16 protein-coding genes are annotated in these 18,110 nt (G+C 54.9%); 12 read left to right on the top strand and 4 right to left on the bottom strand.

What is annotated here, in order from left to right; genetic code table 11:
* The first annotated feature begins 256 nt into the window (after positions 1 to 256).
* From BUA49_RS04685 to BUA49_RS04670, 4 genes are all read left to right on the top strand, one after another.
* The gene (locus BUA49_RS04685) at positions 257 to 1,225 is read left to right on the top strand and encodes an ABC transporter substrate-binding protein (protein ID WP_072795938.1); all 969 of its coding nucleotides are present in this window, start codon (positions 257 to 259) and stop codon (positions 1,223 to 1,225) included.
* A gap of 123 nt (positions 1,226 to 1,348) precedes the next feature.
* Positions 1,349 to 2,383 (top strand): ABC transporter permease, encoded by a 1,035-nt coding sequence (locus tag BUA49_RS04680; protein WP_072795937.1) that lies wholly within the window; start codon positions 1,349 to 1,351, stop codon positions 2,381 to 2,383.
* A gap of 9 nt (positions 2,384 to 2,392) precedes the next feature.
* Complete coding sequence (locus BUA49_RS04675; protein WP_072795936.1) at positions 2,393 to 3,451, top strand: quaternary amine ABC transporter ATP-binding protein; 1,059 nt, start codon at positions 2,393 to 2,395, stop codon at positions 3,449 to 3,451.
* Positions 3,452 to 3,532: 81 nt separating this feature from the next.
* The gene (locus BUA49_RS04670) at positions 3,533 to 4,372 is read left to right on the top strand and encodes a substrate-binding periplasmic protein (RefSeq protein WP_072797662.1); all 840 of its coding nucleotides are present in this window, start codon (positions 3,533 to 3,535) and stop codon (positions 4,370 to 4,372) included.
* Here the strand turns inward: BUA49_RS04670 and BUA49_RS04665 are convergent.
* The gene (locus tag BUA49_RS04665; protein WP_072797661.1) at positions 4,342 to 5,298 is read right to left on the bottom strand and encodes an META domain-containing protein; all 957 of its coding nucleotides are present in this window, start codon (positions 5,296 to 5,298) and stop codon (positions 4,342 to 4,344) included. The genes BUA49_RS04670 and BUA49_RS04665 overlap by 31 nt on opposite strands.
* Before the next feature lie 196 nt (positions 5,299 to 5,494).
* On the opposite strand from BUA49_RS04665, the gene BUA49_RS04660 reads away from it, so the two are divergent.
* The 6 genes from BUA49_RS04660 (at position 5,495) to modC (ending at position 10,757) form a co-directional block, all read left to right on the top strand.
* Entirely contained in the window at positions 5,495 to 6,235 is a 741-nt protein-coding gene (locus BUA49_RS04660; protein ID WP_072795935.1) for a glutathione S-transferase family protein, read from the top strand.
* A 101-nt stretch (positions 6,236 to 6,336) separates the two neighbouring features.
* Positions 6,337 to 7,314 (top strand): sterol desaturase family protein, encoded by a 978-nt coding sequence (locus BUA49_RS04655; protein ID WP_072795934.1) that lies wholly within the window; start codon positions 6,337 to 6,339, stop codon positions 7,312 to 7,314.
* A complete protein-coding gene (locus BUA49_RS04650; protein WP_072795933.1) occupies positions 7,277 to 8,182 on the top strand; it encodes an alpha/beta hydrolase in 906 nt (301 codons plus the stop codon). Before BUA49_RS04655 ends, BUA49_RS04650 begins: the two co-directional genes overlap by 38 nt.
* 30 nt (positions 8,183 to 8,212) lie before the next feature.
* Complete coding sequence (gene modA / locus BUA49_RS04645) at positions 8,213 to 8,974, top strand: molybdate ABC transporter substrate-binding protein (protein ID WP_072795930.1); 762 nt, start codon at positions 8,213 to 8,215, stop codon at positions 8,972 to 8,974.
* Between the two features lie 20 nt (positions 8,975 to 8,994).
* Positions 8,995 to 9,672, top strand: coding sequence for a molybdate ABC transporter permease subunit (gene modB, locus BUA49_RS04640; protein ID WP_072795926.1), 678 nt, complete (start codon positions 8,995 to 8,997; stop codon positions 9,670 to 9,672).
* A complete protein-coding gene (modC, locus tag BUA49_RS04635; RefSeq protein ID WP_072795922.1) occupies positions 9,669 to 10,757 on the top strand; it encodes a molybdenum ABC transporter ATP-binding protein in 1,089 nt (362 codons plus the stop codon). The genes modB and modC overlap by 4 nt, the downstream gene beginning before the upstream one ends.
* Before the next feature lie 32 nt (positions 10,758 to 10,789).
* Here the strand turns inward: modC and crp are convergent, their stop codons facing one another.
* Positions 10,790 to 11,431, bottom strand: coding sequence for a cAMP-activated global transcriptional regulator CRP (gene crp, locus BUA49_RS04630; RefSeq protein WP_072795919.1), 642 nt, complete (start codon positions 11,429 to 11,431; stop codon positions 10,790 to 10,792).
* A 275-nt stretch (positions 11,432 to 11,706) separates the two neighbouring features.
* Between crp and BUA49_RS04625 the strand changes: the two genes are divergently transcribed.
* Positions 11,707 to 12,129: an OsmC family protein gene (locus tag BUA49_RS04625; RefSeq protein WP_072795915.1), complete on the top strand. Its 423-nt coding sequence runs from the start codon at positions 11,707 to 11,709 to the stop codon at positions 12,127 to 12,129.
* A 171-nt stretch (positions 12,130 to 12,300) separates the two neighbouring features.
* Positions 12,301 to 13,092, top strand: coding sequence for an adenosylmethionine decarboxylase (speD, locus tag BUA49_RS04620; protein WP_072795911.1), 792 nt, complete (start codon positions 12,301 to 12,303; stop codon positions 13,090 to 13,092).
* A 42-nt stretch (positions 13,093 to 13,134) separates the two neighbouring features.
* Here the strand turns inward: speD and BUA49_RS04615 are convergent, their stop codons facing one another.
* Together BUA49_RS04615 and BUA49_RS04610 are read right to left on the bottom strand one after the other, a co-directional pair.
* Positions 13,135 to 14,001 (bottom strand): phosphoribulokinase, encoded by an 867-nt coding sequence (locus tag BUA49_RS04615; RefSeq protein ID WP_072795909.1) that lies wholly within the window; start codon positions 13,999 to 14,001, stop codon positions 13,135 to 13,137.
* Between the two features lie 63 nt (positions 14,002 to 14,064).
* The gene (locus BUA49_RS04610; protein ID WP_072795908.1) at positions 14,065 to 17,877 is read right to left on the bottom strand and encodes a DUF1631 family protein; all 3,813 of its coding nucleotides are present in this window, start codon (positions 17,875 to 17,877) and stop codon (positions 14,065 to 14,067) included.
* Positions 17,878 to 18,110 lie beyond the last annotated feature (233 nt).

The following is an 18,110-nucleotide window of genomic DNA, read 5'->3' as shown; positions in this document are numbered from 1 at the left end:
AATGACGCATTTTCGTTAAAACCTTGTAACTGGGCTCAGTATCCTTATGCTGTTAGCTACGTGATAACCGAGATGAGTCATTTGTCCTATTCCCCGTATTACACGAAAACCGCAAAACAAAGAGCCTCTTCCGGTTACTTCCTGTCAGCAGTAAAAAAAATTAGCAAAACAACTAATACGAAAACAACCAGTACCAGAAACACAACAACAAACAGTTCGACCAGAATTCACCAACCCCCCTAACGGAGAAGTGACTATGCGAAAGCTTACGTCTGCTGCACTATTATGTGCGTTATCAGTGCCTGCTATGGCACAGGCCAACTGTGGTGAAGTATCCATCACGGAAATGAACTGGGCTTCCAATACAGTGGTCACCAACGTAGCCAAATTCATCATGGAACAGGGCTATGGCTGCGATGTATCGGTTATACCCTCCGACACCGTACCTGCAGTAACGTCTGTTGCAGAAAACGGCGAGCCGGATATTGTCACAGAGCTCTGGTTGAACTCAGCCGGCGAGGCTTATCTGCGTCTTGAAAAAGAAGGCAAGATTGAACGGCTTGCTAAAGTACTTGATCCCGGCGGCGTAGAAGGCTGGTGGATCCCCACTTACCTGGTGGACAAACACCCTGAACTGAAGACCATCGAAGGCGTGATGGCCAATCCTGAACTGGTGGGTTCAAGCTTCAACAACTGTCCGGACGGATGGGGCTGCCGGATTGTCAACGACAACCTGATCCGTGCCCTGAATCTTGAAGATTCCGGCATCAAGGTCTTCAACCACGGCTCAGGCGAAACCCTGGCCTCTTCAATGGCGTCTGCGGTCCAGGACGAACAGCCCTGGTTCGGCTACTACTGGGGCCCGACCGTGCCGCTCGGAAAATATGACATGACCCGAGTAAAGCTGGGTGAATACAAGGCAAAAGTCCACCAGAAGAACCAGACTGCCAACGCAGATAATCCTGGTGTCTCTGAGTTCCCGGCTGCAACCGTTCTTACCTCTGTTACCACCGACTTCAAGGATCGCGAACCGGAAGTGACTGCGATGCTCAGCAAAATGACGTTCAAAACGGATACCATGAGCGCGCTGCTGGCGTGGATGGATTCCAGCAATGCATCCGCAGAGGAAGCAGCCGTTTATTTCCTGAGCAATAACCGTGATGAATGGTCTGGCTGGCTGAATGATGAAGCCAGGACGAAACTTGCGGCCATTCTCGAAAACTGATTGACCCGCCCTCACCTCGCCCGGGCGCAGCATCTGTAAGATATGCCCCGGGCGAGGCTGGCAATGATAGCAATTGATTTCTTTGGCGCATGGCACCCCATGCGTATAAGAGGCTAAACGCAAATGGCAACCTACGATTCCCTGTTTTCTGCATTGGGTTTAAAAGACTGGTGCGCGGACGGTAAAGAAGATGGCCCGATGTCGATGGCTGATCTGCTCACCAAAGCTCAGGGCAAGGACGCAGTGCCTGACTCCTTGTGGGATCTTCCTTTCCCGTCCATGGACGCTCTTAACGAATCCTGCGCGGCATTCCCGCAGTCACGAGAGCTCACCAAAGGCCTGGAACAGGGCTTTCTTGCAATAAAAGACAACCTCAGCCTGGTACTCGACCCGCTGACTCAGCCGCTGAGCTGGGCTCTCGATGGCGCACTCTACGGTATGCTCAACACACCTTGGTGGATCGTTATTCCCATCATGCTCGCCGTGGTATTTATGGTGACCAAATCCTGGAAGCTGATGCTGTTTGTTGCCGGCAGCATCTGCCTGCTGGCATTCATCGATTACTATGAATATTCTATGCAAACGCTTGCCATTATTTTTGTCTGCGCCTTCCTCTGTGTGCTGCTTGGGGTACCCATAGGCATCGCCATGTCCCGAAGCGACACCATGCAACGGATAATGATCCCGGTGCTCGACATGCTCCAGACGTTGCCGCCTTTCGTTTACCTGATCCCGCTGATCTTCCTGTTCAGCGTGACCGAATCCAAACTCTACGGTATCGCCATCATTCTCTATGCCATAGTGCCGGTGGTCAGGCTGACCAATCTTGGCATACGTCTGGTGGATAAGGATGTGATCGAAGCCGCGGATGCCTTCGGCATGACAAACAGGCAGAAACTGTTCAAGGTTCAGATCCCGCTTGCTCTGCCCAACATTATGGCCGGCGTAAACCAGACCATCATGATGAGCCTCGCCATGGTTGTGATCGCATCGCTTGTTTCGGCGCCCGGCCTGGGTGTTCTGGTACTTCGCGGTATTCGTAACCTGGAGCTCGGCGTCGGACTGGTAGCCGGCCTCGGAATTGTCATCCTGGCCGTCGTTCTTGACCGGGTGACCAAGGCTTCTCTGGCACGCATTAATGCCAGCCAAAATCAGTGAGGACAGAACGTGGCAAACGATATAAAGATCTCCATCAAAAACCTCTACAAGATTTTTGGGCCAACGCCGGATGTAGCACTTGAATATGTAAAGCGCGGCATGAACAAGGCCGATCTCCTGGATCAGCAAAATCATGTGCTGGGACTCAGGGATATCAACGTTGATATCCGTGATGGTGAGATCACCGTTATCATGGGGCTTTCGGGCTCCGGCAAGTCAACGCTGATCCGCCATCTCAACCGTCTGATTGAACCCACTGCCGGAGAAATCCGGCTTGATGGCGATGATGTCCTGGATCTAAACGAAGAACAGCTGCGCCAGCTCCGGCGGGAACAGATGTCCATGGTGTTCCAGAAGTTCGCGTTACTGCCGCATAAAACCGTGCTTGAGAACGCCGGCATGGCACTCAATATTCGCGGTTCTACCGTCGCAGACTTTGAAAGCGAAGCCGTAAAATGGCTGGCCCGAGTGGGTCTTGAGGGCAATGAAAACCAGTATCCGCATCAGCTATCCGGTGGCATGCAGCAAAGGGTTGGTATAGCCCGCGCGCTGGTTTCCAATTCCCCCATCATGCTGATGGACGAAGCTTTCTCCGCACTGGACCCGCTGATCCGGTCAGACATGCAGGATCTGTTACTGGAGCTTCAGGGCGAGCTTCACAAGACTATTGTGTTCATCACTCACGATCTGGACGAAGCTTTGAAACTCTCGGATCATCTGGTCATTCTCAAAGAGGGCGAAGTGGTTCAGCAAGGTGATCCCCAGGACATCCTGCTCAACCCCAGTGACCCTTATATTGTTGCCTTTATAAACGATATAAATCGCGCTCGGGTGCTTCGGGTACGCTCCATAATGAAGCGCCACGGCGCGAACGATACTGACTACGCAGGGGATATTTCCGAGAAGGACAATCTGGAGACCGTGCTTTCCCGGTCCGGCGGAGACACAGACAAGATATTCCGGGTGGTTCGGGACGGCGAAACGGTGGGCAGTCTCAGCATGAAAGACCTGACTCTCGCCCTGGTTCCAACCGACGCTTCAACAACGAGCAACAATAGTAAGGATTAATTGGCCGGCGCCGATACAAAGGTCCGGGCGCGGGCTATTATCTCAGTACACGCCAGCCTTCACGGTACTTTGGTCTTACTCATGCCACGAGCAGTCCTGATTGCATTTCTTATTAGCCTGACCGGCTGCTCACCGTCGGAAGAGCAGCCGGTCGGAAGCCCTGTACAAGTCACTCTGCCATCGGATAAAGCCCAGGCCAAAAGCCGGGACGAATTTACCATTGTTATTGCTGCAGACCCCTGGTGCCCCCATAACTGCCTGACTGGCTCTGCCCGCGAAGGATATTCCATAGACATGGCAAGGGAGGTCTTCGCGGCAGCTGGATACGATATCGAATACCTGAATGTAAGCTGGGCGCGGGCTATTCAGCTGGCCAGAGAAGGCCGCATAGATGCAGTGGCAGGGGCGTTTACAGGGGACGCTCCGGATTTTGTTTTTCCTCAGGAGCCCATCGGGCTCTCACAAACAAATCTGTACACCAATGCTGCCAGCCAATGGAAATACCAGGGCATAGGATCCCTGAAAGGACAAACCCTGCTTGCGATTAACGGCTATTCCTATTCACCGGAACTGGACGCTTACATTGAGCGTAATCTGAACGACCCGAACTACGTGTGGATACTGTCCGGGCCTGCACCGCTTGACCGTGCTATCAGCCTGCTTGATCAACGCAGGGCAGATGTTTTTGTGGAAGATGAGCTTGTCATGAACTGGGCATTGCAGACCCAAAGCAACCTGCCGCCGCCTCGCAACGCCGGAAAATTTTACCAGGCACCTGTGTTTATTGCGTTTTCGCCAACCAACCCGAAAGCCGAAGAGCTCGCCAAGGTGCTTTCGGATGGCACCAGAGAGCTCCGGCAATCAGGGCGACTCAGTGAAATTATGGCCAGTTACGGGTTGCCCTTGCTTTCCGTTGACTGAAACGCCGTGATTTTCTCTCCTGTTGTGGTTGTCAGCACCAGCTCTCCGTGGCGCCCGATCGACGCGCGTTTTACCTTTGCCATGAACTCCAGAAAACGGTTTTCCTGATTCATGAGGGCCGGCGCGCAGGCCATTTTCGTAACGTACATATAGTCGAAGCTCACCCCTTCACCCGTAAGCTCGTACTGGCCTCCGTAGCGATTACAGGAAGCCTGACCGGCGAGACGATTCTCATCAAAAAACTCGATGGTCATGCGGGAACGGTCAATAATCCCGACACCTGCCAGGTCTTCAACAACCCATTCTGCGCCGCGAAAAAGACGCTCAGGGTCGCCACCACAGCCCTGAAAAACCTCTCCGTTCAGCTCAAGGCGCACTTGCGCCGGAAACTGGGAGCCAGACATAGTATCTTCACAGAGCTGACGGGCGACCTTGAGCGTCAGCTCCTGCCCATCCAGATCACCACGGAACTCGCGGCCATTGCGGTTAGCGACCATTGTTTCAAGCGCAACCTTTTCAGGCTCTCCGGATTCATAAGGACGTTTAAACAGCAGTTCTTCGCCCTCCACACGAGCGTCCCAGAAAGGTTCGTTGCCAGTGGCTTCAAACGGCATTTCCAGCGCGCCTGCTTGCAGGCACTCCGGGTACGCCTGTCCTTTTACGGTAAATGTTGCCCGCTCACCCTTGCTCCAGAAACTGGTTTCATCGTCTCCGGGGGCCACATAGAGCGCTCCGGAAGCACTCACTTTTGGCTTCAGCAGCAGCCGGTTTCCCTGATAATCAACACCCAACAGATCGCCGTCGCCTGCACTGGCAATCCTGACATCCAGCTGACCACACTGATAGCTGCCTGAAGCTATCGGCGCATCCGGGCCTGTGGCACACGCGGAGATAAAAAACCCGGTAGCTGCGACGACGGATGTCATCAAAAACCGCTGCAAGTACATAGACACATCCTATTATTATATCGTGAACGAATGCCGGCATTTTAAAGACAAGCCCGGGGTAAAACCATTTGGCGAAGCCAAACAACCATTAAAAACGCGAAATTCGTACAGCCGCGCCGCTTTTTATCCCTCGGGCTCAAGGCTATGCTGAAACCCATCACTCAGGAGGCACCGCATGGCTCTCAGGCTCTATCAATTCGCCATATCACATTACTGTGAGAAAATCCGCTGGGCACTGGATTACAAGAAGCTCAATTATGAAACCACCAACCTGCTGCCGGGGCAGCACGTAAAAACCGTACAGAGGCTCACCAGAGGTGCGGGCGCTTCTGTTCCAGTGCTGGAACATGATGGCGAGGTGATCCAGGGTTCATCCGACATACTCGACTACCTTGACCTGACATTTCCCGATAAGCCGCTCACCCCGGTTGATGAACTTGCAAAAGCGCAGGCCCTGACGTGGGAAAAGCGCCTGGATAAAGAGGCTGGTCCCGCAGTCCGCTGTTACTCCTACCATCATTTCCTGCAGCGCCCGAAAATTGTGGTGCCATTACTGACCGCAGGCACACCCTTTTACAATCGCATTCTGCTCAGCCTGACGTTCAGCCGGGTAAACGAAGTCATGCGGAAATGGATGAAAATCAACGAGAAAACCGCCGAAGAATCACGCAAAGTCATAGAAAGCCTGCTTAGCGAACTGGCGGAGACCTACAGTCAGCAGCCGTTCCTGGTCGGCGAGTCATTCTCGCGTGCGGATCTGACAGTTGCTGCGCTTTTCGCGCCGCTGTTTCAGCCCGGGGCCTACCCGGTACCCTGGCCAAAACCGGCGCGGATACCAAAGGAAATACAAACCTGGCTCAATCAGTGGCAGCCACAACTGCAGGTACTCAACAAAGTTTACAGCGATTACCGGTAGCCCCGTGGCGTAAATCGCTACTCCTGATGGCGTGATACGACATGCCCCGCCCCACGAGCTCGTGTCAGAATGGAGCGGAACCTATAACCGGGCAGAACCGTATGTCGCTGGCAGACATGATGTTATCTGTACTTGAAGAAAGTGGCCTGCTGGCTCTCTGGCAGTCGGCTTCCCCGTGGCTGGCGCTGGATGAGCGACAGCTTATATTTGTTCTTGCGACACCGGTTTTTCTTGCAGTAACAGTCTTGGAATACCTGAAAATACGGCACAACCCGCTGCTGATGGATACCCGGGAAGCGGTCCGCAATTTCACCCTGGGGGCGGGTTATCAAGCCACCGAGCTACTGTTTGCCGGCATCATTGCCTTTCCGGTTTACGCACTGTGCTACCACTACCGCCTTTTTGAGCTGGAGCTGAACTGGCTGACCGGCTTCCTTACCTTTCTGGGTGTGGACTTCTGCTTTTACTGGATGCACCGCGCCAGTCATCGCATACGCTGGTTCTGGGCCGCTCATGTGGTGCACCATTCCTCAGAGCGAATGAACTTCTCCACGGCCATGCGCCAAAACCCGACTAACATCTTCAATGGCGGATGGGCCTTTTACCTGCCCATGGCCCTGCTGGGCTTTAATCCGGTATGGATAGGCATCGCCTATGCACTGTCTCTGGTCTATCAGTTCTTTGTTCACACCACGCTGGTGGGGCGACTGCCGCGCTGGATCGAACGGGTATTCAACACCCCGGGCCATCATCGAGTTCATCATGGCCGCAACCCGGACTATATTGACCGTAATTATGGCGGCACCCTGATCATCTGGGATCGCGTGTTCGGAACCTTTACCGATGAGGACGCCAGGATCCCGGTCGATTACGGCATTACTCGCCCGGCGCCGTCCAACAACCTGTTTGTCCTCTGGACCCACGAATACGTGGATCTGTTCCGCGACATGGCCCGCCCTGGTGGACTAGTGTCTCGACTAAACCACCTTTGGAAACCGCCGGAGTGGGAACGCCCGGCCTCACCCGCTTCCGGAACACAGCATGCAAGAGCAACCCTTAAGCCTGAACGGCCAGAATAATCACACTATAACCGGAACGGTTGTTTGCCCCAGCTCGCCTCGCTCAGCTCTGGTTATCGCCCACGGCATGGCAGAACATGCGGGGCGCTACGCAGATTTCGCCCGCTGGCTGACCGAACGGGATATTGCCGTTGTTACGATGAATCACCGGGGCCACGGCCCTGAGTGCCCACCCGATCAACTTGGCCACTACAGTGATACGGACGGCTGGGGAAAGGTGGTCGACGATCTAAACCAGGTACTGCTTGATACCCGGGAACGCTTCCCTACTATTCCATTGGCTTTGCTTGGACACAGCATGGGGTCGTTCATCGCCCAAAGCTGCGCACAGCAGCATCCTGATTCTCTGGATAAGCTGATACTCAGCGCGACCAATCGCATTCACCGCCCGCAATTATGGATATCTGGAGTTTTGATTGGCGGAATCCGCCGATTACACGGTAGCCACCATCGAAGCCCAACCATTGCCAACATGTCCTTTGGCAAGTTTAACCGCATGTTCCGGCCAAACCGAACCGACTGCGACTGGTTAAGCCGGGATACCGGCCAAGTAGATGGATACGTATCGGATCCGCTCTGTGGGTTCGAATGCACCATAGGGCTGTGGCATGATTTCATTCAGGGTATGCTTGCTATTGAACCTTCAAGGTGGCGCAAGGATCTCCCCGTTCACCTGTTTTCCGGCTCAGACGACCCTGTTGGGGAAATGGGCAAAGGTGTTACCCGGCACTTTCAGAACATCCGCAACGCCGGCGTCCGGGAGACAAGCCTTCGGTTGTTTGAAGGTGGTCGACACGAGATGCTGAATGAAACCAATGTCAGAGACGTCCGAGAGCATGTACAGTCGCTGCTCGACCTGCAAACCTGACATAACAAAGGCCTGAAGGGGCTCGCATCCATGTTCAAAAAGCGGTACCACCAACGGGTGGCACTATGCCTGTTCCTAGCATTCAGCAGTATTGCTCACGCCGCCGATATTCGTCTTGCTGTGGCCGCCAACTTTACTGACACGACTCGTGACCTCATCGCGGCATTTGGCGAGGCCACCGGGCTCGAAGCGGTTGCAAGCTATGGTTCCACTGGGAAACTGTATGCGCAAATAGATAATGGTGCGCCATTTGACGTGTTTCTCGCTGCCGACAGCCGCCGGCCCGAGCTTCTTGAGCAGAACGGTCAGGGCTTAGCAGGCACCCGGTTCACATACGCCCGTGGAAAACTGGTGCTCTGGAGCCCTGTCCCCGGGACATTTGAAGACCCCAAGGCCTGGCTTGAATCCGGCGACTTTACCCGACTGGCCATTGCGAACCCGAAAACTGCACCTTACGGCTTTGCGGCCCAGGAAGTGCTGTCCAGGCTGAATCTCTGGGAACCTTTGCAGGATCGCCTTGTACGCGGCGACTCTATCGCCCAGGCTTTCCAGTTTGTCGCCACCACCAATGCCCAATCCGGCTTTGTAGCTCTCTCGCAGGTGCGAGCCTGGGATGAGCAAGGTGGCTCCCTATGGATGATTCCGCAAGCCTACTATTCCCAAATCAATCAACAGGCTATTCTTCTGAGCCGTGGCGAGAATAACGATGCGGCTCACCAGTTTCTTGAGTTCCTGCGCGGCGACAAAGCCAGGGGCATCATTGAAGAATTTGGTTATGAAACCGAACACTGAGCAATAACCCGGCCGATACCATGGACATATATTGGGAGCCCGTGTGGCTCACCCTGAAACTCGCGGGTTTTACCACAGCCGTGCTCCTGGTAGTGGGAACGCCTATCGCCTGGTGGCTGGCTCGCAGCCAGCACTGGGTAAGACAGCCCATTGCGGCGATTGTCGCATTGCCTCTGGTATTGCCCCCTACGGTTCTCGGGTTCTACCTTTTGGTGCTGATGGGACCAAAAGGCGTGGTTGGTCAGATCACCGAGCAGTTGGGGCTGGGCCTGTTACCATTCACCTTCGAGGGATTGGTTATTGCATCGGTCATTTATTCGCTGCCGTTTACCGTTCAGCCACTGCAAAATGCTTTTGGATCGATTAATCAGCAACTTCTTGAAGTGGCGTCTACACTCCGGGCCTCACCCCGGGACCGCTTTTTTTCCATTGTTATCCCACTCGCCCGGCCGGGCTTTCTCACCGCTGGCGTACTCACCTTCGCCCATACCATCGGCGAGTTTGGCGTTGTACTGATGATCGGCGGCAACATCCCCGGTGAAACCAAGGTGCTCTCGGTGGCTATCTACGATCACGTGGAATCCCTGGAGTATGCCCAGGCCCACTGGCTGGCAGCCGGCATGGTTGTCTTCTCCTTTGTGGTGCTCGTGATGCTGTATTCACTCAACGGCCGGATGCAGTCAGGACTGGTCAAATGACGGGCTCATCAGGAATACAGGCACGCTTCAGCTGCCACTTCGGGGCGTTTGCACTGGATGTCGATCTGGACCTTCCCGGTAGCGGGCTCACCGCCCTGTTCGGGCACTCTGGCTGCGGTAAAACAACGCTGCTGCGCTGTATGGCAGGCTTGCAGGCGGCAGAAGGCATCATGCGGGTTAACGGTGATGAATGGCAGAGAGAGGGTGAGAGTGGCGGCCGCCCTGTTCACCAGCGCCCTCTGGCCTACGTGTTTCAGGAAACCAGCCTGTTCCCCCACCTCTCGGTAAAACGAAATCTGATGTACGGATACCGGCGCACTCCGAAAAGCGAGCGCCAGATTTCCTTCGATCAGGCCACTGAATGGCTGGGCCTTTCCCACCTGCTTGAGCGCATGCCGGAAAAGCTCTCAGGTGGGGAGCGCCAGCGTGTTGCTATTGCCCGGGCGCTGCTGACCAGCCCCAGACTCCTGCTGATGGACGAACCCCTGTCTGCTCTTGACCAGCAAAGCAAACAGGAGATCATGCCCTATCTGGAAGCTCTGCGGGACAACCTGTCCATCCCCATGCTCTATGTTTCCCATTCCACCGCCGAAGTCTCGCGGCTGGCAGATCACATTGTGATGATGGACAAGGGACGGGTTGTTGCCGAAGGCCCGCTGCAACAGATCATGGCGCGAACCGATCAGCCCTTTGGCCTTGAAGACGATGCCGGCGTGATTCTCGATGCGACCATCTCGGAGCGTGATGATCAGTGGCACCTGTGCCGCGCTGATTTCGCAGGAGGCCATCTCTGGTTAAGAGCGGATGAAGACCTGGCAACCGGGCAAAGGATACGTCTGCAAGTGCTTGCCAAGGATATCAGCCTGGCTCTGAGCGAGCAGACCGATCAGAGTATCCAGAACCTTCTTCTCGCTACCGTTGACGAAATAGCCTCGAACGTCAGCCCGGGGACCTCCATGGTGCGCCTGCTGGCAGGACAAACTCCATTTCTCTCGCGTCTTACGACACGAGCCGTACACAACCTTGCTATTGCGCCCGGGCAGCAGGTCTGGATGCAGGTGAAGTCTGTAGCGATTGTTGACTGACGGGGCTTCTGGCTTAGAAACCCCGCAATGACTCAGCGGGTACCAAAAACCACCATGGTCTTGCCCTTGACCCTGACAAGACCCTGCTCTTCGAGAGTTTTCAAAACCCGGCCCACCATCTCGCGGGAGCAGCCCACAATACGGCCGATTTCCTGGCGGGTGATCTTGATCTGCATGCCGTCCGGATGAGTCATGGCGTCCGGCTCCTTGCACAAGTCCAGCAAAGTGCGGGCAACCCGACCGGTCACATCAAGGAACGCCAGGTCGCCGACTTTACGGGTAGTCTGGCGTAGGCGGGAGGCCATCTGCTCGCCAATAAAGTAGAGCACCCCAAGATCCTGCTGGGCAATTTCCCGGAATTTTGGGTAGCTGATCTCAGCCACCTCACATTCGGTTTTGGCCTTCACCCAGGCGCTGCGGGAATCCATGTTGTCAAACAGCCCCATTTCGCCAAAGAAGTCTCCGGCATTGAGGTAAGCCATAATCATCTCGCGGCCATCATCATCTTCAATAATGACCGTGACGGAACCTTTCACGATGTAAAAGAGGGAGTCGCTTTTGTCACCTGCATAAATGATGGTGCTCTTGGCCGGATACCGGCGGCGATGACACTGCGAAAGAAAATAATCGAGATGTTTGGTTTTCTGCTCAACCGGCTTGACGATAGTGGCCATGGTGCGAGTCCTGCCTCCTCAAATACTGGCGGGTTCCGATGTTTGTTGTTTACCCAGCTTTCCCTGCGGGTTCATTTATTTTCGCTACAAAACAGAGCAAGTTATAACAAGAAGGCCCGCTTCGGGCAACTGGAAACAGTATACAAGATGTATCCGGGATGTTTGCCACCAACTGTCAGGCAGCTATCAGTAAACCCGGGTTGTGCTAACATTCTGCCCCCGATTATTTCCGGGCTGGCCGATGCCCGCCCCTATGTAACAGGAGAACACCCGTCATGAAAGCAACTGTCGACTGGACAGGCAACGCCAGCTTCAAGGTTACCAGCGGCACCGGGCATTCTGTGCAACTGGATGGCCCTCCCGATCACGGCGGGGAAAATCTGGGCCCCCGCCCCATGGAAATGCTTCTGATGGGTCTCGGAGGCTGCTCATCATTTGATGTGATGAGCATTCTGAAAAAAAGCCGCCAGGACGTCACCGCCTGCCACGCCGAACTGGAAGCCGAGCGAGCGGATGCCGTGCCGTCGGTGTTCACAAAGATCCACCTGCACTTCGTCGTGACCGGCCGCAACCTGAAGGAAAACCAGGTAAAACGAGCAGTGAGCCTGTCCGCCGAAAAGTACTGTTCAGCTTCCATCATGCTTGAAAAAGCAGGCGTGGAAATCACCCACAGCCACGAAATCTGTGACGCTGAATAACCCTTACTCGCAACTACTATTCATCACCGGGCGCGGAGTGCATAATACCGCCCTTTCTCCGCCGGTCTGCGCAAAAGGTGAACAACCTGGTCAGTACTCGGTGGCGGCCTCCGCAGAGCGGGCAATTGCCGCTCTGCCGTCATTCATTTCCATAATCCGGAGGGGCTGAGTATGGAACCAAAACTCCAGTTGCACGGTTTCAACAACCTGACCAAATCTCTGAGCTTCAATATCTACGACATCTGTTACGCGCAGACCGAAGAGCAGCGCGAAGCCTACATTGATTACATTGATGAAATGTACAATGCGGAGCGCCTGACCCAGATCTTGACCGACGTAGTCAAGATTGTCGGCGCCAATGTACTCAACATCGCCCGTCAGGATTACGAGCCTCACGGCGCATCGGTCACTATGCTCATCGCTGAGCATGAGTTGGCTGGAGAAGAACCGGACAACGAAGAATCACCCGGCCCGCTTCCCGACACCATTGTGGCGCATCTGGACAAGAGCCACGTCACGGTGCACACCTATCCGGAGAGCCACCCACACGAAGGCATCAGTACCTTCCGGGCAGACATTGATGTGTCCACCTGCGGCCTGATCTCACCTTTGAAGGTGCTGAACTACCTGATCCACAGCTTCGATTCCGATGTGTTGACCGTCGACTACCGTGTGCGCGGATTTACCCGCGATGTAGACGGCACCAAACATTACATTGATCACGACATCAATTCGATCCAGAACTACCTGACTGAAGATACACAAAACGCCTACCAGATGATCGATGTAAACGTTTATCAGGAAAATCTCTTTCACACCAAGATGATGCTGAAAGAATTCAACCTGGACAACCATGTGTTCGGTGTGAATGCCGACGACCTGGATCCGCAGGTAGCGCAATCCATCGAGGACCGCCTGCGGCGCGAAAAGCTGGAGATATTCTACTCTCGCAACGTGGAATAGCGACCCACGGCAAGGATACTGCGAGGCGGGAGCCCGACAGTATCAGGCAAACGGTTTCCGGGCTATAAGGCGCTGCACCATGGGTCTTACGATCAGGTCCATAGCCAGTGCCATTTTTGTGCCCGGAATAACCAAGGTGTCGTGACGGGAGAGAGTGCTGTTCTGTATCGCCTGCAGCAGGTAGGAAAAATCCACTCCGGAGGCATCGCGGAACCGGATCACCAGCATGCTTTCATCTTCCGTGGGCACGTCCCGGACAACAAACGGGTTGGACGTGTCCACCAGAGGAATGCGCTGAAAGTTTATATGAGTGTGTGAAAACTGCGGCACTATATCGTGAACGTAATCATCCATTCGATTGATGATTGTTGCGACTACCGCTTCCTGGCTGTAACCACGCAGATGGGTATCCCGGTGTATTTTCTGGATCCACTCCAGATTCACAATGGGCACTACTCCGATGAGCAAGTCAACATACTGGGCAATGTTAAACGCCTCACTCACAACGGCCCCGTGCAGACCTTCGTAGAATAAAAGATCGGTGTCCGGTTGCAGCGCCCCCCAGGCCGTGAACGTTCCCGGCTTATGCCCCTCAGCCTGCAGGTCGCGATCTTCATCATGCACGTACTGACGATACCGGCCATTGCCTGAATGACCGTAGTCGTAAAACAGTGCTTCCAGCTTATCGATATGGTTGGCGGTAAGGGAAAAGTGGTTGCGCTCACCGAACTGGCCCTTGGCAGCCAGCCGCGCCATCTGCTCCCGGTTGTAGCGATGAAAACTGTCACCGCTGACCATTGCAGCAACGAGCTCCTCACTGGCGAACATACGCCGGAAAATCTGGCCGGTGGTGCTTGTGCCGGCACCGGATGAGCCGGTAACCGCAATAATGGGGTGACTTTTTGACATAACTGACCGGCGCCATGGGTTGAAAAAGAGCTGAACAAAAGTTGGGTCAGAGCCGAATAAGGATCAGGTAAGGCTATCGAGCGAGCGAGGCTTCTCGATCACGAACCCCTGAGCGTAATCCACGCCCAGTTGCCTCAGTGTATCCAGCACGTCGCGGGATTCAACCTGGGCAGCAATCACTTCCCGATCCATATAGTGAGCCATATCCACCATGGATCGCACCATGGCCCGATCTTTTTCACTGGTATTGAGCTGGCCGGTGAACGCGCTGTCAATCTTGATCAGGTCAACCGGCAGCGATCGCATGAACTCAAAAGAGCTAGGGCCGCTGCCGAAGTTTCCGAGGCAGAACCTGCACCCCAGCTCCTTCATCTCAATAATGAAATCTGCCACCGCCTGTACGTCATTGATCGCCGAAGCTTCGGTTACCTCGAACCAGAGACGCTCAATGGGCGCATCCTTTTCACTCAGTTTTTCATAAATGTATTCAAGCAAAGACTGATCGTTCAGCGAATAGCCGGACAGATTAATACACACTCCGCCAAGTTGACGAGGATCCGGCGCCTTTACCCGCAGCCAGTCCAGCATATGGCCGACCACCCAGCGATCGACGGCCTGCATGCGATCATACCGCTCTGCCATGCGCACAAAATCACGGCCGGTAATCAGCACCCCGGCATCGTCATACATGCTGATCAGCACTTCGTACTGGGCGGCCATGTTAGTGTGGCCGTGCAGAGGAATAATCTTCTGGCAGCGCAACAGCATTCGCTCTTCGTCCAGATCACCAAGACTGGCAACCTTGGCTGCAATCTGTTCCTGACGGGCCTGATCATCCGCATCAAGGGCGTATTCAGCGATCTTGCCATGCCCTTTCTGCCTGGCAGCACCCAGAGCCTGCTCAGACGCTCTCAGCCAGCGCTCAGCGCTGACCAAACCTGGCAACTCAGGCACAAGACCGACACTGGCTGACAGCCTGTAGCTGCGGCCTCCATAGACAAACTCCGCGTTCTCTACAGCAGCGATCAGACCACGGGCGGCATCGCCTGCGTTTTCAGACGGCACTAACATACCAAATTCATTTCCCGACAGTCGGGCCACGGGCATTCCGTCGCCCACATGTTTGCGCAGCAGGTCCGCGACATTTTTCAGAGTGTCATCACCAGCCTGATAGCCGGCAGTGTCGTTCAACAGGCGGAACTTGCGCAGATCCAGCCGCAACAAGGAGCGCTCGTCTTCACGCCGGGCCAGTTGCTGATCAAGCATGCGCTCGAACTCGCGGCGCCCGAGGAGGCCAGTCAGTTCGTCATGGGTAGAAGCCCAGGACAACTGGTCATAGACCTTGCGAACCATACGGTCAATACTTTCATCCACCAACGGCCGCTCATACTGGCCATCGGGCACGGTTATGCCTTTGCGCATCTGGCGCGCCAGAGCTTCCAGCTCAAGCTCCACAACCCGCATGCCCTGGTGATTCACAAAGACAAACCGGCTAAACCCACGGGCCACCCAGACAAGCCGGATGTACTGCGGTTCGTCGGGTTTTTCCTGATCCCGCAGCCAGTCACCTGTCCGAAGCTTCTGGGCCCGGTTTATCCAGCGCTGAAGACTGCGCTGCTCACGTTCCGACAACGACTGTTTGAGATCTTTTTCCGTCAGTGTCGGTGGCACATCCACCATTTCCGGTGGTTTATCAGGACTGCGCACCAGAAACTGCTTTAGCTCATCACGTATCTGGGAAGACGGCATGTGGTTGCTGGAAATAGACGCAAGGCCATCCTGGATAACTCTGAGCAACTCCGGCAGATTCACTTTGCTATCACGGTCTTCAGCAAACGCCAGCAATGAATCAACCACCGAGAGGTAATCCTGCCAGGCCTGGCTGTCTGGTCCTTGTCGGATCCAGGTCAGCGACAACAAGTCCCGCCAGCCACCATCAAGCAGACTCAGCACGGCTTTCGGTATTTTGCGTCCCGCCAGCTTCCCGTTCAGCACATCTACAACCGCAGCCTTGGACTCGGCAACTTTCTGGGCGCCCTCCGCTGCGGCTGTTACCCGCTCAACGTTACGGCGGTAAACCAGATTCTGGCGATCAATCAGGCCGTCGAGTTCCTGAACCGTATGTTCAAAAACCCCGGTATCCTGCTCAAACTCCGTGGCAATGCGCTGGATAAGCTCATCGATCCGGCGCTGAACCACCGGATTAAGCCGACCACCCTTAACACCAAGCTGAGCCAGCCGGTTCATCACCCCTCTGACAGGGCTATTCTTATCATCAAAAAATGCGGGGTCGCGCATCACAACTTTCAGAACCGGCACTTCAAGCTGGCGCATTCGCTCCTGAGCATATTCGCTCAGCTTCGGGCTCTCAGTAACCGAGTTAAAGAAGCGGTCGACAACATCCAGCGTGCCCTGCTGTTCATCATCCAGTTTTTTTGCACCACTTTCGCGGACTTTCCCGACCACCCGTTCCCGCAACGGGATGACATTGCTGGCACCGTCAACCGGTTCTACCTGAAGCTGCTGAAGCTCGCGCTGAAACTCACCAGAAGACATTGGCTGGGCGTTGACCGGGAAGGGTGCTGGCTCGGTATCACCCCGCGTTGCGCGACTGGCCGCGAGGGTTCCAAGCAGATTTCGTACAGTCGCAAAAGCGGTTTGAGCGGCCTGGGCATAACTTCGGAACTCGCCGCCGGGGCGCGCCTTTCCGGCACCCTTATCGCGGCTCGAGGATGGCTCCGCCGTGGATTCAGCACGGTCATTTTGCGATGGCGCCGATGGCGCTGCAGCAGTTTCTGGCTGCGGGATGTGCTGCTTTGAATCATCCTGATTTTGCGCAGACTGATTCTTGTCTGGTACCGGTTTACTTTGCGAGCTGCCAACGGTCTGCTCAGTCAAATATTTGCTGAGATCCAGCTCCGGCAACACTCCATGGCGAATCAGGATATTGTTCAGTTCTTTGTACAGTGGTCCCAGGTGGAACAGAACCGACTGTTCAAACACCTTCAGGCAGATCTTTTCAACCTCTCTGGAGCCTTTGAGCTGGCTTAGTCCCGCATGAAACGACTCGCACACAAGCGACGGGCCAAGCGGGTTATGATGCCCGGTTGCATTGGCAATACCGAGATTGTCCAGACGGAGCTTGAGCTGCAGAAGATCTTTACGGTACTGGGTGTCTGCCTTGGTAACCATAACCCGGATTGTCAGCCAGTCTTCAAACTCACCCTTGTCCACCATAGAAAGCTCGGAGCCGGGGAAGCCCTTAGGGGCCGGCTTGAGGGGGGATTCCAGGTTTCGGGCTATCTGGTGCCATATTACTCGCTGCCGGGCCTTAACCTGGCCCGAAAAATCCATCAGTTCGTTAGCCTGCTGGTCGTTCTTGGCTTTCTGGGCCGCTCCTTTCAGGGCTGCGGCCATTTGCGCGAAGCAGGCATCCATGAGTGGTTCTATGTGCTGGATAACCGCGCGCGCAGATTGGTGCAGAACAAACTGCACGCGTTCACTCGGGGCGCGCAATGACGCACGCTCCTGGTCATGGGAGCCGCCGCACTGCTTAAGCATCGCCGCAACGGCTTCCGGGTTCGTACGCGTAAAATTAACGCCCATGGCACCGTCAATACGCCGGACAATACTGACATGAAGTTCATGCCGGCGTTTTCCATCCAGGTCCCGGAAGCGCACAATCAGCTCAGATGGCGTGGCGGAAGCAAACGCCCGGTCAAGCTTGCGTGATGTTTCACCGGAATAGCGGACAAACAGGCCCTCGGGGCAAAAATCCGCAATCTGACATGGCCAGGACTCGCCCGTACCCAGGTCAATCTGGGCAGCAAGTTTGATGGGTTTGCGGGGGCTACTGCGTCGTTCTCTCGAATCCATGAACTACCTGATATTGCGCAAAGCCGGAAGGAGCCGGGTAATCTGCCCACTATCGACTAACGTCACTGAAAATAGTGGCGACTGCCACTTGCCGTTATGAAAAATATGACGGTACTTATAACCGCAACGGTGAGTGTACTATAGCGGCTAGTTGCGGACACCCAAACATAGCCGTCTTTACGTCGTAACCTATGAAACAGCTTAGTCAGATCTATACGGTTTTGCTACTGATA

It is taken from the genome of Marinobacter antarcticus, from assembly GCF_900142385.1.
Taxonomy (GTDB): domain Bacteria; phylum Pseudomonadota; class Gammaproteobacteria; order Pseudomonadales; family Oleiphilaceae; genus Marinobacter; species Marinobacter antarcticus.
The sequence above is the reverse complement of the archived record's forward strand: the minus strand, read 5'-3'. Positions and strand labels throughout refer to the sequence as shown.

Excerpts from the sequence above, each read along its gene's own strand:
- BUA49_RS04680 (WP_072795937.1), top strand. The coding sequence starts at position 1,349 with ATGGCAACCTACGATTCCCTGTTTTCTGCATTGGGTTTAAAAGACTGG.
- speD (WP_072795911.1), top strand. The coding sequence starts at position 12,301 with ATGGAACCAAAACTCCAGTTGCACGGTTTCAACAACCTGACCAAATCT.
- BUA49_RS04655 (WP_072795934.1), top strand. The coding sequence starts at position 6,337 with ATGTCGCTGGCAGACATGATGTTATCTGTACTTGAAGAAAGTGGCCTG.
- BUA49_RS04615 (WP_072795909.1), bottom strand. The coding sequence starts at position 14,001 with ATGTCAAAAAGTCACCCCATTATTGCGGTTACCGGCTCATCCGGTGCC.
- BUA49_RS04685 (WP_072795938.1), top strand. The coding sequence starts at position 257 with ATGCGAAAGCTTACGTCTGCTGCACTATTATGTGCGTTATCAGTGCCT.
- BUA49_RS04610 (WP_072795908.1), bottom strand. The coding sequence starts at position 17,877 with ATGGATTCGAGAGAACGACGCAGTAGCCCCCGCAAACCCATCAAACTT.
- BUA49_RS04625 (WP_072795915.1), top strand. The coding sequence starts at position 11,707 with ATGAAAGCAACTGTCGACTGGACAGGCAACGCCAGCTTCAAGGTTACC.
- BUA49_RS04660 (WP_072795935.1), top strand. The coding sequence starts at position 5,495 with ATGGCTCTCAGGCTCTATCAATTCGCCATATCACATTACTGTGAGAAA.
- crp (WP_072795919.1), bottom strand. The coding sequence starts at position 11,431 with ATGGCCACTATCGTCAAGCCGGTTGAGCAGAAAACCAAACATCTCGAT.
- BUA49_RS04665 (WP_072797661.1), bottom strand. The coding sequence starts at position 5,298 with ATGACATCCGTCGTCGCAGCTACCGGGTTTTTTATCTCCGCGTGTGCC.
- modC (WP_072795922.1), top strand. The coding sequence starts at position 9,669 with ATGACGGGCTCATCAGGAATACAGGCACGCTTCAGCTGCCACTTCGGG.
- BUA49_RS04650 (WP_072795933.1), top strand. The coding sequence starts at position 7,277 with ATGCAAGAGCAACCCTTAAGCCTGAACGGCCAGAATAATCACACTATA.
- BUA49_RS04670 (WP_072797662.1), top strand. The coding sequence starts at position 3,533 with ATGCCACGAGCAGTCCTGATTGCATTTCTTATTAGCCTGACCGGCTGC.
- modB (WP_072795926.1), top strand. The coding sequence starts at position 8,995 with ATGGACATATATTGGGAGCCCGTGTGGCTCACCCTGAAACTCGCGGGT.
- modA (WP_072795930.1), top strand. The coding sequence starts at position 8,213 with ATGTTCAAAAAGCGGTACCACCAACGGGTGGCACTATGCCTGTTCCTA.